The sequence below is a fragment of the Caulobacter sp. DWP3-1-3b2 genome, from assembly GCF_049896325.1.
GTDB lineage: Bacteria > Pseudomonadota > Alphaproteobacteria > Caulobacterales > Caulobacteraceae > Caulobacter.
Map to the genome: position 1 here is coordinate 79,714 of NZ_JAFCUB010000001.1, position 15,602 is coordinate 95,315.

Here is a 15,602-nt window from a genome sequence, read left to right on the forward strand (position 1 = left end):
TCTAGACATGAGTGCGCCACGCATGGCCCGCCCGACCGGCAATGGCAAGAGCAAGGCGCCGCTGATCAGCGTTGTCATCGTCGCCTACCAGAGCGGTCCAACTCTGGAGCGCTGCCTGGCGGGGCTGCGCGCCCAGACCTTCGCCGATTTCGAAATTCTTCTCATCGACAACGCTTCGAGCGACGGCGCCCCTCAGATGGCGGGGGCGGCCGATCCCGCGATCCGCCTCATCGAGCCTGGGACCAATCTGGGCTTCGCCGCGGGCAACAACTTGGCGGCGCGGGAGTCGCGGGGTCGCTGGCTGGTGCTGCTCAATCCCGATGCCTACGCGCAGGTCACATGGCTGGAAAGCCTGGTAACGGGCGCTGTGCGACACCCCGCCGTGCGCTGCTTCACCTCGTTGCAGATGGTGGCCGACGAGCCGGGCCTGATGGACGGGGCAGGGGACGTGATGACCTCAGCCGGGATCCCGTTCCGGGGCGGCTATCGGCGGCGCCTGCCGGTTGATCTGGCCGAAGGCGAGGTGTTCTCCGCCTGCGGCGCGGCGACGATGATCGACCGCGATCTGTTCCTGGCGCTGGGCGGCTTCGATGAGCGGTTCTTCTGCTATTGCGAGGACGTCGATCTGGGCTACCGCCTGCGGCTAGCCGGCGAGACGACCCTGTTCCTGCCTGGCGCCCGGGTTGAGCACGTGGGATCCGCGAGCACCGGTGTGCGCTCGGACTTCGCCATCTTTCATGGCTCTCGCAACCGCATCTGGACCTTCTTGAAGAATACCCCGCCACTGTTGCTGTGGCTGACCGCGCCGCTGCACGTGGCGGTGACCGCCGGTCTGTTGCTGCTGCACCTGCGCCGGGGTGACGCTGGCCCGGCCTGGCGGGGTATCCGCGCGGCGTTCAAACGCGAAGCCTTCCATTCGATTCTGGCCTCGCGCCGCGGGCTTCAGGCTGGACGCAAGGCCAGTTCGGCCGACATCCTGCGGGTCATGGCGATCGATCCGGTGGCCTTCTTCGGCCGCCGCATCGTCATCCGCCCGTGGAAAGGTCCTCGATCAGGCGGCGCATGAAGGTCGCGCCGCGTTCCATCTGGCTGATTTCCACGAATTCGTCGGGTTGGTGGGCCTGGTCGATCGAGCCGGGGCCGCAGATCACGGTTGAGAAGCCCGCCCCCTGGAACTGGCCAGCCTCGGCGGCGTAGGGCACGACGCGGGGCGGGCCATTGTCGCCGGCGATGCGGCGGGCGAAGGTCTCGGCGACGCCGTCGATCTCCGGCGCGAAGGGCGGGGTCATCGAACGGGTCTCGACCACCACGCCGCCCTCGGGGGCCTTGGCCTTGATCTGAGCGTCCAGCGTTTTGGTCAGGGCGAAGAAGTCGGATAGGATCGTCTGGGCGTTCAGACCGGCCGGCATTCGCAAGTCGAAGATGAACACACATTCGCGCGCCAGGATGTTGACCGCCGTGCCGCCGTTCACCTGACCGACCGTCAGGCTGGCGCCCTTGGGCATGAACGGCGAGTCCGGGTCGGCCTCGCGCTCCAGCCGCTCCGACAGATCGACCAGATGGCTCATCAGCTTGATGGCGAACATGTTGGCCGAGACGCCCAGATGGGTCAGGCTGGAGTGGGCCTCGCGTCCGGTGACCGTGACGCGGAAGCTGGCGATACCCTTGTGGCCGCGCACCGCCACCATGTCGGTGGGCTCGCCGACCACCACCAGGGCGGGACGGGGCAATTCGGTGGCGATCACCGCGATCATGTCTGGCGCGCCCAGGCAGCCCACCTCCTCGTCATAGGAGAAGGCCAGGTGCACGGGCCGGTCGAGCGTGGCGGCCGCCAGGTCCGGCGCGGCGGCCAGGGCCAGGGCGAGAAAGCCCTTCATGTCGCAGGTTCCCCGGCCATACAGCCGGCCGTCGCGCGGGGTCAGGACGAAGGGGTCGCTGGTCCAGGGCTGACCGTCGACCGGCACCACGTCGGTATGGCCAGACAGCACGACCCCGCCGGGTATGGCCGGACCGATGCTGGCCAGCAGGTTGCTTTTTGTGCCGTCGGCATTGGGCACCCGACGAGACGCGACGCCCAGGTCGGCGAGATAGGCCTCGACCCACGCGATCAGGGCCAGGTTGGACAGCCGCGAGGTGGTGTCGAACGCTACCAGCGTGCCGAGAATATCGACCGCCCGGGCCGAAAGCGCTTCTGAGGAGGATATCATGACGCGACCCTAGCGCGGCGCGATCTGGCCGCCTAGGTCGGCGCGCGCTCCTTGGGCGCCTGGATCTTCATGGACTCCACCGAGATCAGCTCGATACGAAAGACCATCACGCTGTTGCCGGGGATCGGACCCTTGTCCTCGGCGCCGTAGCCGAGCCCGGGCGGCACGTAGAGGGTCCATTCGTCCCCGGGTCGCATCATCACCAAGGCTTCCTTCCAGGCCGGTACCAGGCCTTGCAGAGGGAAGGTCGCCGGCTCGTGGCGCTCGTAGGAACTGTCGAACACCGTGCCGTCCGTCAACTTGCCCTCGTAATTGACCGTCACGGTGTCGATCGGCGCGGGCATGGCGCCGTCGTCGGGCCCGGAGCGCACCACCTTGTACTGAAGGCCGTCGGGCAGGGTGACGACGCCGGCCTGTTTGGCGTTAGCGGCCATGAAGGCGTTGGCGGCGTCCAGGCTCTGCTTCTGCTTCGGGTTGGGTCCACAGGCCGACAGGGTCAGGGCGACCCCCAGGGCGAGGATTAGGCTGAGGCTGCGGACCATGGCGGGAGCTCCGGGGAGAAGGTTCGCCCCGTGCTAGACCATTTATCGCCGTCGCGGAATCCGCGTGCGTTCCGGTCCGTCCGAAGGATCGATTTTGGACGCGGGGCGCTTTGAGGCTTCCCGTCATCGAACAGTGGTGGCGCGCAAGCGCGGGCCACCCTAGAACCCGTCCCCATATGATGACCGCTCACGAGGCTTTCATGAAACCCGTCCGCAAGGCTGTTCTTCCCGTCGCCGGTTTCGGCACCCGGGTTCTGCCCGGCACCAAGACCACGCCGAAGGAACTGCTCAACGTCGTGGACCGGCCGATCCTGTCCTATGTCGTCGAGGAAGGCCGCAAGGCGGGCATCGAGCACTTCGTCTTCGTGACCGGCCGCAACAAGGGCGCGATCGAGGACTATTTTGACCATCAGGTCGAGCTTGAGGCCGCCCTGGCCGCCAAGGGCAAGACCGCCCTGTTGGAAGAGCTGCTGGGCGAACTGCCCAAGCCCGGCGAGATGAGCTTCGTGCGCCAGATGGCTCCGCTGGGCCTGGGCCACGCGGTGTGGTGCGCCCGTGACATCATCGGCGACGAGCCCTTCGCGGTGATGCTGCCCGACATGGTGATGTCGGCCAGCGTCCCGGCCCTTGCCCAGGCCATAGCGGCCTATGACACGAAGGGCGGCAACATCGTCGTCGTCGAGCCGGCCCCCGACGGCATGGCCCACCAGTACGGCATCGTGGCGCTGAACGGCCAGGACGGTCGCCTCAACCGCATGACCGGCATGGTCGAAAAGCCGGCCAAGGGGACCGAACCCTCGAACCTGTTCATCTCGGGCCGTTACATCCTGCAGCCGGAAATCTTCGACCTGCTGGCCCAGCAGGGCAAGGGGGCCGGGGGCGAGATCCAGTTGACTGACTCGATGCTGACGCTGCTCAAGACCCAGGATTTCCACGCCCTGGAATACGAGGGCGAGACCTATGACTGCGGCGACAAGATCGGCTTGCTGCGGGCCAATGTGGCGATGGCTCTGAAGCGGCCGGACCTGGGCGAAGCGGCCCGGGCGATGATCCTGGGGCTGCTCTAGACGCCGGTCCGTTTCGGATGAACCCACTCGAAACGGACCGGCACGCTGTCAAAGCGCGTCGAGTGAGGTTTCGACCGACGCGAAGCCGCTGGGGCCCGCGATCTGCGGCGCGGGTTCAAGGGCCTCGCCGTTGACATGGGGCGTGGGGGCCCCGCTCTGGGCGGTGGCTTTGGCGCGGCGCTTGGCGCCGAGGCCGAAATAACGCCGGCCGACCTCCTCGTAGAGCATCAGGTCGTACTGCAGGCGGTCCGCGGCGGCGGCCCTGAAGGCGCGCATGTCGAGATTGGCGCGTTCCGGCGTTGGCGGGGTGACATTCTCGCCTGTCAGGCCGCCGGCCAGATCTACGCCGAGCAGGCGCGAGATATGGGTCATCGATTCCGACAGCCGCTCGCGCATGCCGACGAAGGCGAAGTCCTTGTCCATGTTCGAGAGCGCCCGGTTATAGTCGGCATGGCTCAGGGGCTGGTCGAAAGGGATGTCGCCTCATAGGGCGCGACAGAAGCTGTTGTCCAGGTGGCCCGAATGTTCATTCAGGAAATCGAAGATGGATCGATGGGCAATGTGGAGCGGCTCGCGCAGCACGTATTTCGGGAAGAAGTACTGCGAGAGGACGAAGTCGAACGGATCGCGCAGGATTGTGAGGTACCTGTGCGGGTTCTCGAAGCTGGCGTGTACGCCGTAGTCGAAGTGCCCATAGATGAGATCGTATTTCTGAAGCGAGCGCGGCGACAGGGCGCGCAACTGGGCCGGCGAAAAGTTGCCGTCCGAGTCGTAAATCTCGAGCATCTTCAGGTTCGCCGTCGCGCTGCGAAGTCGCGACAGGACTGCCGTGCCAGCGGTCTTGGGCACGTGCATGAAGTAGAAGATGGTCTTGGACCGGTCGTCGTCGTCGCGCAGCACCCGGAGGTATCGGGTGCCGACCGCGGCGCCGTTGACGGAGATGGTGAGGGTCAGCGCCTTGGACGCTGGCCCGGCATGTTCATTTGCGTCGATCTAGAAGGCGAAACCTGAGGTATGCATCTCAGGATAGACTTCTGCGGCGTCAGGTCGCGTATGCCAATGGATTTGATCTATTCGGATGCCGTTGATGTCGAACTCAATAGAGTCGTTGAAGCATGCTCGCAAGACCCAGCCGGTGCACTGGAACAGGCCAGCAGGTTGAAAGTTGAGGTCAGGGAGGTCGAAATGGACGACGGCCCCGGCAAGCTGGACTAGAGCGCGAACCTGATCAGCTTTCGAAGCCTCGGTCGACGGTTCCATGGTGCGCACCCCAAATCGATGAAATCTGAAGATGAGCCGACCATAGTAGGGTCCGGCCAGTCAATGTCATGAAAGTGTGACCAGCTTGCCGGAGCACCCGATTGAGCTTACATCGGCGTTTTGATCCATTCCAGGTTGTGCGGTCCTGGGGGCTAAACCGCCCGCGGCGGGTAACCCTTCTCGCGCAGGGCGTCGATGACCTCCTGGGTGTGCTGGGCGTCGCGGGTCTCGATGGTGATGTCGAACTCCGCGCCCTTGGCCGGCACGTCGAGGGCCAGGCGGTTGTGGTTGACCTCGATGATGTTGGCGCCCGCCGTGCCGATGACATTGGCCACGGTCGACAGCAGGCCCGGGCGGTCGTCGCCGACGATGCGCAGGGACACCAGCCGGTGGGCGCGGACCAGTTCGCGGGTCAGCACCGAGGCCAGCAGGCGGGTGTCGATATTGCCGCCGCACAGGATCAGGCCGCACTTCTTGCCGCGGAACCGCTCGGGATAGGCCAGCAGGGCGGCCAGCGAAGCCGCGCCGGCCCCCTCGGCGATGGTCTTCTCGACATTGCAGTAGAGCGCCACGGCCTGCTCGATATGCGGCTCTTCCAGCAGCACCACGTCGTCGATCAGCGGCCGAGCGACGGCGTAGGTCAGTTCCCCGACTGTCTTGACCGCGATGCCCTCGGCGATGGTCTGGCCGCCGCAATGGGCCGCCACGCCGCGCATCTTGGCGGTGAAGGACGGGTACATCGCCGGCTCGCAACCGATGATGCGGATCTCGGGCTTGATGGCCTTGGCCGCCGTCGCTACGCCGCCGATCAGGCCGCCGCCGCCGATCGGCACAGGCAGGATCTCCAGGTCAGGAACGTCTTCCAGCATTTCCAGGGCGATGGTGCCCTGGCCGGCCATGATGTCGTAGTCGTCGAACGGATGGACGAAGGTCAGGCCCTGTTCTTCCTGCAGCTTGCGGGCGTGGCTCGACGCATCGTCATAGGTTTCGCCCTCAATGACCACGGTGGCCCCGAAGTCGCGGGTGTGCTGCACCTTGATGAACGGGGTGGTCCTGGGCATGACGATGGTCACCGGCACGCCGAGCCGGGCCCCGTGATAGGCCAGTCCCTGGGCGTGGTTGCCGGCGCTGGCGGCAATAACGCCCTTGGCCTTCTCGGCGTCCGACAGCAGCATCAGCTTGTTCAGTGCGCCGCGCTCCTTGTAGGCGGCGGTGAATTGCAGGTTCTCGAACTTCACCCACACCTCGGCCCCGGTGATCTTCGACAGGGTCTTGGAATAGCGGCACGGCGTGCGCTCAATGTGGCCGGCCAGGCGAGCGGCCGCGGCGCGGATGGTGGTGATGTCGACAGTCATGGCGCCCGTTTAGCCTGAAATTCCAGGTCCCGGAACCTAGAGCGTCGACCTGCCCGGGGCAATGTCGATGCAGGCGCGATGACGGGCGCGGCGCGCGATGTTTGGTGGCGCAAGGGGAATGAGGACCGAGTTATCTCCATCAGGCGGTCAAATCGCACAACGGAGACTGAAAACAACTCAGGCGGGGCGTGCCTTGCGAGCTTATCAATTGCAACCCAGGCGGTTGACTCAAGCAAAGGTGTGGATCGTCATGTTTCGCGAGGCTTCGGGTCCGCGGACCGAAGCAGCGTTTCAGGATCAGGCAAGGAAAAACACGACGATTTTCGAATTGCCGGGTAGACCCGCTGCGAGGATTGTGCGAATTCGAGCGTATGAAAACTCCACCCAAGCGCGATGCGTCTTTGCCTGCTTGAGCAGCAGGGAAGCCCAGCCGCTGTATGGTGCCGAGTATGGATCATCTCTAACCACGATTGTCAGGAATGGCGTTTCAAGGTGCCATCCGCCACACTTCGAACTAAATTATAGAAAATAGCGATCACTCCACAAAGGCTTCTAGATGTTCACTTCGGTCGGGCGCGCGATGCGGGACGTAGTTTCCGCTCTAAAAGCTTGGCATGTTTGGTCTTATCTTGCTTGGCAAGATGTGATTTCTAAATATCGCCGGTCAATCTTCGGCCCCTTGTGGATTTCGGGTGGAATGATCGCCACATCGGCGGCCTTGGCGGTAACATTTGGCGCTATCTTCAAGCAGCCGCTGCCAGAGTTCCTTCCCTTGGTGATGGCGGGTTATTTGACCTGGATTCACTTCCTCGGTCCAACGCTAACCGAAGCTCCCGAGGTCTTTGTCAGTGTTTCGGGCTCGATCCGCAATCACGCCTTCCCCTTTACCTATTACACTCTACGTTATGTGACGAAGAATTTGATCCTGCTGGCGCACAGTTTGGTCGTATTCTACGCCATGACGTTGCTGGTGCATAATTTCCACTTTCCGCATTGGCAGATCATCCCGGCCTTCGCTGTGCTGACGTTGTTCTCGGCGTTCGTGACGCCGATCATCGGCATTGTCGCCGCGCGCTATCGCGACCTGCGGTTCATGCTGCCCTATCTGGGTCAGGTGCTGTTCTTTATGACCCCGATCTTCTGGTCTCCAGCAGCGATGACCGGCAAGCGAGCCATCCTGGTTGCGGCCAACCCTTTCTTCCACCTGCTGGAACTGATGCGGGAGCCGCTGTTGGGTCGGCCAGCGCCGCCTCATTCGTGGTTGAGCGGCCTGACGACCCTGGCGATCGTAATGGTGCTGTGGCTGATCACCTTCTCGGCCTTCCGCCGCAAAATCCCCTTCTGGGTCTAGTCTCGTCAGAGGAACCGCTAATGTCCCCCTCCCTGGTGTCGCTAGAGCGCGTCGGCCTCGTCTACCCGATCTATTCGATCCGCGCGCAGTCGCTCCGGCACGCCGCGATCAACCTCGCCGTCGGCGGACGTCTATTGAAAGGCAGCAACGACGTCGTGCACGTCAGTGCCCTGAACAATGTGAGCTTCAGGCTCCACGAAGGCGATCGCCTTGGTCTGGTCGGGCACAATGGCTCGGGTAAGACGACTTTGCTCAAGGTGCTGGCTGGGGTCTACGAACCCAGCGAAGGCAAAATCGATGTGCGCGGTCAGGTCTCGTCGATGCTCGACATTGGCCATGGCGTCGACTGGGAAGCTACGGGTGTAGACAATATCAAGATCATGTCGCGCCTGCGCGGCCTGCGCGGTCGCGAAATTCGCGAGCGCATGGACGACATCATCAATTTCTCGGAACTGGGTGGCTATGCCGACCTGCCGATGAAGAGCTATTCGGCCGGTATGTCCGCGCGTCTGATGTTCACCCTCGCGACGAGCTTCACCTCGGACGTATTGATTCTCGATGAGTGGCTGGGCGCCGGCGACGCTGCATTCCTGCACAAGGTGGCCGAGCGCATGACGAGTCTGGTCTCGCAAGCCAGGGTGCTAGTTCTGGCGTCGCACAACTTCGCCTTGCTCGACTCGACCTGCAATAAGATCCTTGTACTGGATAAGGGGCAGGTCGCCTTTTTCGGACCGAAGGAGGACTTGCCGGACGAACTGCGCCCCGTCTGAGGCGCGTCTGGCGCACCCTTTAAAGTCCGGGGCATCGCCGCGCATCCGATGCGTGGCGATGTCGATTTTCTGGAGGCTTGCTCCACCATGTCGACTGTCGCCTTCACGATATGCGCGAAGAACTACCTATCGCGGGCTCGAGTGTGCCTAGAGAGTATCCGGGAGCAGCATCCGGACACCGCGCTGCGCCTGTTTCTTTCGGACGAGGACGACCAGGGTTATCAGCCCTTGAGCGAAGCCTTTCCGGTCACCTTGGCGCGCACCCTGAACCTCCCAGACTGGGACGATATGGTGATGCGCTATGACGTCACCGAACTGAGCACTGCGATCAAGCCGGCCTGTATCGCCCGCCTGTTTGACGAAGGGTTCGAGAAGGTCGTCTACCTGGATCCCGACACCTATGTGCTTGCGCCGATGTCCGCGGCTCTAGAGCCGTTGGACCTGGGCACGACGGACGCGGTGGTTACGCCGCATATCACCGAGTCTATCCGCGATGACCTGAGGCCGTCGGACGGCGAGATGCTTCAGGTAGGGGTATTCAACCTGGGCTTTCTGGCGCTGCGTCGATGCGAGGAAACCAGGACTTTCGTGAGTTGGTGGAACGAGAGGCTCCGCCTTGGTGCGGTGTCGGATCTGGCGGCGGGCTTGTTCACCGATCAGAAGTGGTGCGACCTCCTGCCGTGTTTCATTGGCCGGACGCTCATCTTGCGCCATCCCGGCTACAACGTCGCCTATTGGAACCTGATGCACCGACCGGTCGCGCGGGTCGGCGACCAGTGGACGGCGGCGGGCGAGCCCTTGGTGTTCGCTCATTTCAGTGGCTACGATCCTGAAAACCCCCGCTTGCTTTCCAAGCACCAGTCGCGTTTCGACGCCAGCAACGTTGGTCAGTTCGCCGCCCTGGCTCAGATCTATGGCAGGAAGGTGCTAGCGGCGAGCGTGTCGCTCCCTTCCTATGGCTACGCCTACAACGTCTCGCCGGACGGGCGACCCATTCCCAGAATATTGCGCGAGATCTTTCGACAGGCGGCGCCGGAAGGTCGGCTCGCCGAGACGCGGCCAGCCTTGGCCGTCGCCGTGGCGTTCGCCCAGGAGCCCGAGCCCCGGTACGCCGGCCTACCCGGGCCAGTGGTGACACGGGTCATGCATACGGCCTGGCTCCAGGACGAAGTCTTGCGAGACACCTGGAACCTCAACGACGAGGCGCATCGCTGGGCCTTGGCGCGTTGGTTCCACGCTACCGGAGCCAGAGCGGCCGGCGTCGAGGATCTGGCGGTCTCGCCCCCTCCCGAGCCCGGCGCTACGACACCATCGGTCGCGGGTCTCTCGGCCAGGGCCGTGCTCCGCTCCGCCCTGTCGCGCTATGAAGTGTTGCGGCCAATCTATAGCCGCCTGCCAGTAGACGCGCGCCAGCGTATTCGGGCGGCGGCTACACGGATGGCGTTTGGCGGCGTCGTGTCACGCCGCGGGCCGCGGCCGCAGAAGATTAAGACCGGGCTAGGGGCCGGAGCATCGCTGATAGGTTATGCGCGCGCCGAGCTCGGCATGGGCGAGCATGTCCGCATGACCGCCGCGGCCTTCGGCGCGCAGGGTGTGCCCTATTCAATTGTCGATGTGGGCCGTCACATCGCGGCGCGCACCGAGGACAACCGCTTCGACGCCGCGATTGTCGACCGGCCGATTCACCGAGCGAATCTGTTCCACGTCAATGCCGATCAGTTGCCGGAAGTTCGCCGACGGATCGGCGCCGACTTCGACGGGCGGATCAACATTGTCTACCCGGCGTGGGAGCTGTCGGAGTTTCCAGACGCTTGGGTCGGCGCCTTCGACGAATTCGAGGAGATCTGGGCCCCGTCAAGGTTCATTCAGGGCGCGATCTCGACCAAGGTCGCCAAGCGCGTTCTCCACATGCCTCTGGCTGTTCAATTAGCCGAGGGCTACGAAGGCTGGAACCGCGCGGATTTCGGGCTGCCGGCCGGCGATATGATCTTTCTGCTGCATTTCGACCTCGCCTCGTTCGCCACCCGCAAGAATCCCGAGGGTGCGCTGGTCGCGTTCCAGCGAGCGTTTCCGAAGCCGACCAAGGGCAAGAACGCGCCTCGGCTGGTGATCAAGACGCTGTCGTCGATGCGTTTCCCCGCCGAGCTGGAATCCTTGCGCGCCGCGATCGGCGATCGACCAGATGTGACCCTGATCACAGAAACTCTCTCGGCCTCGGCAATCCACGGACTGGTCAATTGCTGCGACGTCCTGGTGTCGCTGCATCGTTCCGAAGGTTTCGGCCGCGCCCCGGCCGAGGCAATGGCGGCGGGCAAGGCCGTTGTCGCTACGGCCTATTCGGGCAATGCCGAATACATGACGCCCGCCAATTCGGAAGCTGTTCCTTATACGCTGGTTCCCGTACCGCCGAACGCCTATCCCTTCGGCTACAATCAAGTGTGGGCCGAACCCGATCTTGATGCTGCTGCGGCGATGATGCGCCGGCTTCGGGAGGAGCCGGAACGTGTCCGCTCGCTCGGCGAAGAGGCGAGACGCTATATGATCAAACACCATTCCCCGATCGTCATTGGAGAACTATACAAGCGTCGACTGATTCAGCTGGGTGTCGTTTAGGTCGAACATCTAGTGCGTAGCGGTCCGGAGGCAACAACAGTGAACGATGAAGCCCTAATCCAAGTCGATCCGCCAGTTGTCGCAAAGCCTAGTGTCGTTATCGCCTGTGACCTGTTTCGCGTAACCTCTACCGAGGGTGGGTTGGTTTGGCATCAGCAGGCCAACGCTGAGCTAATGCGCGATCTCATGCGTTCGGCTCTGAGTCATCTGGATCACGTCACGGTCGAGATTCTTGATCACGACGCGGTCGGCTCGAGCGTCACGACAATCGCCGACTCCGCCGCGTTGGAAGACTTGGGCGTCCAATGGCTGAATCGTTCCAGCGCGCCAATCGACGACGCGTTGAAAGCGCGTATTGAAACCGCCGTGGCGGGCAAGATCGTGATCGGCTTCGAATTGCCCGCCACGTTGAGCGGCGTGATCCAGGCCTCGGCTGTCGCCTTGCTGAACCTGGCCATCCATCCCTGCCGTTTCCTCGATGATCTTCTGCTGTTGGGCGCGTCGAACCATCCTGTGTTCGCCGCGGCGCTGGAGCGCGCCAAGTCCGATGAGCGAGAATTGTTCTGGGCGGCGGGCTTGCTCAGGTGCCGTATCAGCGGCTCGGCGACGGCTCCCGAAGGGCTGGAAGCAGGCCGCCTCGCCCTGATCGCCGGCCAGATGGCCATGGACCGCGCGCTGATCAACGACGGGCGCTTTGTCAGCCTCGCTGATTTTGCCGATCGGATCGGCGAGATCGCTAAGGATCATGACCTGCTGCTGGCTCGCGCCCATCCCTATGCGGGTTTCGACGTCGCTTCCGCCTTGGAGCTGGTCAAAATCCCGAACCTACGGTTCACAACGTCCGGCACCTACGCCCTTCTGGCCAGCGGTCGGATCGCGACGGTGGTGGCGGTTTCGTCCTCGCTGCTACATGAGGCCTGCTATTTCGGCGTCGCCGCCGAGGCCCTGGCTCCCGGCGCCTCGCACGGGTTTCCACTTTCGCCAGAGCTGACCGCGTTTCGCGCCCAAGCTCTACCCGGCGCGATCGCCGACGCCGTGGCGGTTCTGACCGGTCGCGAACCCAGCGGCGGTCCGCCGGTTCTCGCCTTGGGCGGCGCGGCATTGCGCGGCCTGATCGAAGAAACCTGGGGCCTGACCGGGATCAACCATGTGGCGCCGATGCTGCCGGCGGCGACGCTGCCCGACATGCGTGTTTCCGGCAACCATCCGTCGGTCGTCGCGGGCCTGGTTTCCGGTTGGTGTCCGCCAGAAGACTGGGGCGTTTGGGCGGATGGGGCTGTCGCCACCTTTGCGTTTGATTGGCGGGAAGCCTATGGCAAGGGCGTCGTCCTGGCGGTGGATCTCGCGTCATTTCCAGCTTCGCCCGACGCCACTCAGGAGGTCGAGATCTGGGTCGAGGGCGTGCGGATCACCACGGTCGCCGCGCCCGGCCTGCATCGGCCCGTGCGGGCGGTGTTCACGGTGACGAGGCCGCGCTATCCAGGCCCGGTGCAGATGCATTTCGTCGTGCGCGAGCCGCTCTCGGCGGCCGGGATCACGAACGGAGAGGACGCACGCAAGCTTGGGGTCGGGCTGATCGGCATCGCCTCGCTGATCTGATGTTGTCCAGCCTCGCTGCGAACGCAAAAAAAGGCGGAAGAGCCGGGTCCCTTCCGCTGTGTTTCGGCTTGCAAAAGTGACCCCCTTCTCGGGGATATCGGCGTCCAAAAATGACCCCCTGTCCTTGAGGCTTTGATGGCCAAATCGGGGGCTTGTGGAGCTGCGGATCGAGACGGGGATGTTGGTATTGGAGACGGTGGCGAAGATCCGGCGCGAGCACTTCGCGCGGGGCAAGGGCGTGAAGACGATCGCGCGAGAGATGGGCCTGGCGCGCAACACGGTGCGCAAGGTTCTGAGGTCGGGAGAGACCTTGCTGGAGTACGAGCGGCGCGAGCAGCCGCATCCCAAGCTGGGGACCTTCATCGAGCGCCTGGAGGGCATGCTGGAGGCCAACGCGTCCGGCCCGCGCAAGGACCGGCTGACCCTGACGCGGATCGCCGACCTTCTGAGCCGCGAGGGCTATGACGGCGGCTATGATGCGGTTCGGCGCTACGCGGGTTGCTGGGCCGATCAGCGCCGGGGCGTCAGCTCGCCGGTCGAGGCCTTCGTGCCCCTAAGCTTCGCGCCGGGCGACGCCTACCAGTTCGACTGGAGCCACGACCAGGTGGAGATCGGCGGCACGCCGCTGACGGTGAAGGTGGCCCACCTGCGGCTCAGCCACAGCCGCCGCTTCTACATCCGCGCCTATCCGCGCGAGACCCGGAGATGGTGTTCGACGCCCATGCCCGGGCCTTCGCGCTGTTCGGCGGCGTCACCCGGCGGGCATCTACGACAACATGAAGACCGCCGTGGAGGCGGTGTTCGCCGGCAAGACTCGGCGCTTCAACCGGCGCTTCGAGCAGATGTGCTCGCACTATCTGATCGAGCCGGTGGCCTGCACCCCGGCCTCGGGCTGGGAGAAGGGCCAGGTGGAGAACCAGGTCGGCTACGCCCGCGACAACATCTTCAAGCCGCGCCCTCGGTTCAGGACCCTGGAGGAGCTCAACGGCTGGCTGGAAGCCGAGCGTGAGCGCCGGGCGCGCAACGACCGTCACCCCGAGTATCGCGACCGCACGGTGCAAGAGGTGTTCGAGGCCGAGCGCCCGTTCCTGGCGCCGTTCGTGGGTCCCTTCGACGGCTTCCACCAGATCGAGGCCGTCGCCCAGGCCGCCTCCATCCGCTACCGGATCACCGCCGCCAGGCTGCCGGCGATGAAGGATCTGGCGCGCTTCACCTTCGACAGCTCGCCGATCAACGAGGGCCTGGTCCGCGCCCTGCACGGCGGCTCATTCTTGGCCGATCACCGCAACATCGTCCTGGTCGGCGGCACGGGCACCGGCAAGACCCACCTGGCCATCGCCATCACCGCCAACGTCGTGCGGGCCGGGGCGCGTGGTCGCTACTTCAACACCGTCGACCTGGTGAACCGTCTCGAGGACGAAGCCCGGCGCGGCAAGACCGGCGCCCTGGCCGCCCAGCTCTCACGCCTAGACGTCGTGGTGCCAGACGAGCTGGGCTATCTGCCGTTCGCCCAGTCCGGCGGCCAGCGCCTGTTCCACCTGGTCAGCAAGCTCTACGAGCGCACCTCGGTAATCATCACCACCAACCTGACCTTCGGGGAGTGGCCCACCGTCTTCGGCGACGCCAAGATGACCACGGCGTTGCTCGACAGCCTGACTCATCACTGCGACATCGTCGAGCCCGGCAACGACAGCTGGCGGCTCAGGAACCGCGCCTGAGCGCCGCGTCCGGCGTCATCCACAACTTGTTCAACCTCCCCCAGACCCCCTCCGGGCAGCTGATAGATCAGTGGCTCACTAGGCGGCGACGCACTGCGGCAGCTGATCGCTACGCGCCTCGCCGCCGGTCCGGGAACAGAGCGTAGAGGGGTCAATTTTGGACGCCGATCGGGGGTCAGTGTTGAACGCCGTTTGACACTCTAGAGGGGCTTGGTCAGCCTGAATATGACCGGCCACATGTGCCCTATGGGAAAGGGACAGCCGTTTGAGATGACGCCGGCGGCGAGATCGTGGGCGATCCCGATTTCCAGCTTGAAGCCGACATCGCGGATGTGATCCAGCAAGTCCCAGCCTGGCTCGAAGAAGACCAACGCACCATCGCCGACGGGATTGCCGTGGAAAGCCTGTGGCAGGATATGCGCGATTTGTCCGTCGACGAGATGGGAGCGGACGACGCTCTTTTCCATTTCCTCGAAGAACGGCAGGGTGAACAGCGTCATGCCGCCGGGGCGTAGCGCACGGTAGCATTCGCGCAGGGCGGCGCGGTGGTCGGGCACGTGTTCGAGCACGTCAAAGTGCAGGATGAGGTCCAGCGCGTTCGACGCATAGGACATGGCCAGCATGTCCTCGTGACGCACCAGGGTGCCGTGGAAATCGTAGACCTTGCCACTGACCTTGTCCGGGCCGAGGAATTCGCAGCCGACGATCGTGGAATCCTCGGCGGCCAGCATGCCGTAGAACTGGGTCACCCGTTCGAAGATCAGCGTGTTCTTCGGCTGCAAGTCTCGGCGGGTCTCCCGCCAGGCGTCGATGGCCATGCGCATGCGGCCGTTCGTGCCGCAAGGGCAGATCATTCATTCGCGGAGGTTGCGCCAGTCGCCGGCCGGTTCACCGCCGGTGACCCGAAACTCGATCGCCTTACCACAGGCCGAGCAGATGCCAGGGAACGTCAGTAGCGGAAGCACGGCTTGCACCGCCAGGTCGTCCGCCGGCCTGAGGGCCTTGCAACAGGCCTCCAGTTGATCTCTGTCGTTGACCCAAACTAACATTCGCAATTCTCGAAGCTCTCCAACGCCGCGCAGGGGGTGCGGCCGCGATTGGATAGGACGTCCATGGGAAA

Annotated in this window: 16 protein-coding genes; 8 read left to right on the plus strand and 8 right to left on the minus strand. The window is 64.2% G+C overall.

The window, feature by feature from the left end; all coding sequences use genetic code 11:
• Positions 1-22 precede the first annotated feature (22 nt).
• Positions 23-1,066, plus strand: coding sequence for a glycosyltransferase family 2 protein (locus ACP7AG_RS00375; RefSeq protein WP_426029384.1), 1,044 nt, complete (start codon positions 23-25; stop codon positions 1,064-1,066).
• Here the strand turns inward: ACP7AG_RS00375 and argE are convergent.
• Positions 1,026-2,207 (minus strand): acetylornithine deacetylase, encoded by a 1,182-nt coding sequence (gene argE / locus ACP7AG_RS00380; protein ID WP_426029385.1) that lies wholly within the window; start codon positions 2,205-2,207, stop codon positions 1,026-1,028. The two genes, ACP7AG_RS00375 and argE, sit on opposite strands and share 41 nt — an antisense overlap.
• Before the next feature lie 32 nt (positions 2,208-2,239).
• Complete coding sequence (locus ACP7AG_RS00385) at positions 2,240-2,749, minus strand: FKBP-type peptidyl-prolyl cis-trans isomerase (RefSeq protein ID WP_426029386.1); 510 nt, start codon at positions 2,747-2,749, stop codon at positions 2,240-2,242.
• 179 nt (positions 2,750-2,928) lie between these two features.
• On the opposite strand from ACP7AG_RS00385, the gene ACP7AG_RS00390 reads away from it, so the two are divergent.
• Positions 2,929-3,816, plus strand: coding sequence for a UTP--glucose-1-phosphate uridylyltransferase (locus tag ACP7AG_RS00390; protein ID WP_426029515.1), 888 nt, complete (start codon positions 2,929-2,931; stop codon positions 3,814-3,816).
• 48 nt (positions 3,817-3,864) lie between these two features.
• Here the strand turns inward: ACP7AG_RS00390 and ACP7AG_RS00395 are convergent, their stop codons facing one another.
• The 4 genes from ACP7AG_RS00395 to ACP7AG_RS00410 form a co-directional block, all read right to left on the minus strand.
• On the minus strand, positions 3,865-4,239 hold the full coding sequence (locus ACP7AG_RS00395; protein ID WP_426029387.1) for a hypothetical protein: 375 nt from the start codon (positions 4,237-4,239) through the stop codon (positions 3,865-3,867).
• 60 nt (positions 4,240-4,299) lie between these two features.
• Positions 4,300-4,716, minus strand: coding sequence for a hypothetical protein (locus ACP7AG_RS00400; RefSeq protein ID WP_426029388.1), 417 nt, complete (start codon positions 4,714-4,716; stop codon positions 4,300-4,302).
• Between the two features lie 93 nt (positions 4,717-4,809).
• Positions 4,810-5,076, minus strand: coding sequence for a hypothetical protein (locus tag ACP7AG_RS00405; protein ID WP_426029389.1), 267 nt, complete (start codon positions 5,074-5,076; stop codon positions 4,810-4,812).
• Between the two features lie 152 nt (positions 5,077-5,228).
• The gene (locus tag ACP7AG_RS00410) at positions 5,229-6,431 is read right to left on the minus strand and encodes a threonine ammonia-lyase (RefSeq protein ID WP_426029390.1); all 1,203 of its coding nucleotides are present in this window, start codon (positions 6,429-6,431) and stop codon (positions 5,229-5,231) included.
• Positions 6,432-6,987: 556 nt separating this feature from the next.
• Here ACP7AG_RS00410 and ACP7AG_RS00415 point away from each other — a divergent pair.
• The 6 genes from ACP7AG_RS00415 (at position 6,988) to istB (ending at position 14,482) form a co-directional block, all read left to right on the plus strand.
• Positions 6,988-7,782 carry an ABC transporter permease gene (locus tag ACP7AG_RS00415; RefSeq protein ID WP_426029391.1) on the plus strand — a complete coding sequence of 265 codons (795 nt, stop codon included), beginning with the start codon at positions 6,988-6,990 and terminating at the stop codon, positions 7,780-7,782.
• 20 nt (positions 7,783-7,802) lie between these two features.
• Positions 7,803-8,552: an ABC transporter ATP-binding protein gene (locus tag ACP7AG_RS00420; protein WP_426029392.1), complete on the plus strand. Its 750-nt coding sequence runs from the start codon at positions 7,803-7,805 to the stop codon at positions 8,550-8,552.
• A gap of 87 nt (positions 8,553-8,639) precedes the next feature.
• Positions 8,640-11,165, plus strand: coding sequence for a glycosyltransferase (locus ACP7AG_RS00425; RefSeq protein ID WP_426029393.1), 2,526 nt, complete (start codon positions 8,640-8,642; stop codon positions 11,163-11,165).
• A 186-nt stretch (positions 11,166-11,351) separates the two neighbouring features.
• Entirely contained in the window at positions 11,352-12,764 is a 1,413-nt protein-coding gene (locus tag ACP7AG_RS00430; protein ID WP_426029394.1) for a hypothetical protein, read from the plus strand.
• Positions 12,765-12,942: 178 nt separating this feature from the next.
• The gene (locus ACP7AG_RS00435; protein WP_426029395.1) at positions 12,943-13,773 is read left to right on the plus strand and encodes a hypothetical protein; all 831 of its coding nucleotides are present in this window, start codon (positions 12,943-12,945) and stop codon (positions 13,771-13,773) included.
• A complete protein-coding gene (gene istB, locus ACP7AG_RS00440) occupies positions 13,673-14,482 on the plus strand; it encodes an IS21-like element helper ATPase IstB (RefSeq protein ID WP_426029516.1) in 810 nt (269 codons plus the stop codon). Before ACP7AG_RS00435 ends, istB begins: the two co-directional genes overlap by 101 nt.
• Before the next feature lie 200 nt (positions 14,483-14,682).
• Here istB and ACP7AG_RS00445 read toward each other — a convergent pair whose 3' ends face one another.
• Both ACP7AG_RS00445 and ACP7AG_RS00450 read right to left on the minus strand, forming a co-directional pair.
• The gene (locus ACP7AG_RS00445) at positions 14,683-15,306 is read right to left on the minus strand and encodes a class I SAM-dependent methyltransferase (RefSeq protein WP_426029396.1); all 624 of its coding nucleotides are present in this window, start codon (positions 15,304-15,306) and stop codon (positions 14,683-14,685) included.
• 30 nt (positions 15,307-15,336) lie between these two features.
• The gene (locus tag ACP7AG_RS00450; protein ID WP_426029397.1) at positions 15,337-15,531 is read right to left on the minus strand and encodes a hypothetical protein; all 195 of its coding nucleotides are present in this window, start codon (positions 15,529-15,531) and stop codon (positions 15,337-15,339) included.
• Positions 15,532-15,602: the final 71 nt, after the last annotated feature.